The sequence below is a fragment of the Alphaproteobacteria bacterium genome, from assembly GCA_030739735.1.
In the GTDB taxonomy this organism is placed as follows: Bacteria; Pseudomonadota; Alphaproteobacteria; order UBA7887; family UBA7887; genus UBA7887.
Map to the genome: position 1 here is coordinate 1 of JASLYQ010000069.1, position 506 is coordinate 506.

1 protein-coding gene is annotated in these 506 nt (G+C 63.8%); it reads right to left on the minus strand.

Translation table 11 applies throughout. The annotated features are described in order from the left end of the window. On the minus strand, positions 1–506 hold a 506-nt coding region (locus QF629_13110; protein MDP6014456.1), incomplete at both ends, for a DNA-directed RNA polymerase subunit beta.

The window sequence follows — 506 nt, forward strand, 5'->3', positions numbered from 1 at the left end:
TCGGAATCGAAGAACAGGTTCCTGAACATCGCCTCGGCGGTATCCGCCGTCGGCGGCTCGCCGGGCCGCATGACCCGGTAGATATCGGTCAAGGCCTCTTCGCGCGACCGGTTCTTGTCGATCGCCAGAGTGTTGCGGATGTAGGGGCCGACATTGACGTGATCGATGGCGAGCGTGGAGATCGACTTGACGCCGGCCTCGCGCAACGCCTCGATCGATTCTTCGGTCAGCTCGTCACCGGCCTCGACGTAGATCGCGCCGGTCTCCTCGTTGATGATGTCCGCCGCGATGTAGCGCCCGAGCAGATCGGCATCTTGGACCAGCTGGTCCTTGAGCCCGTCCTCGACCAGCCGGCTCGCGAGACGGGGCGTCATCTTGGTGCCTTCTTCGGCCATGACCTGGCCGTCCTTGGCGTTGACCAGGTCGGACAACAGCTTGACACCGCGCAGACGCTCCGGATCGAACGGCGTTTTCCAACCGCCGTCCTTCGTCGCGATGAAGCCGAC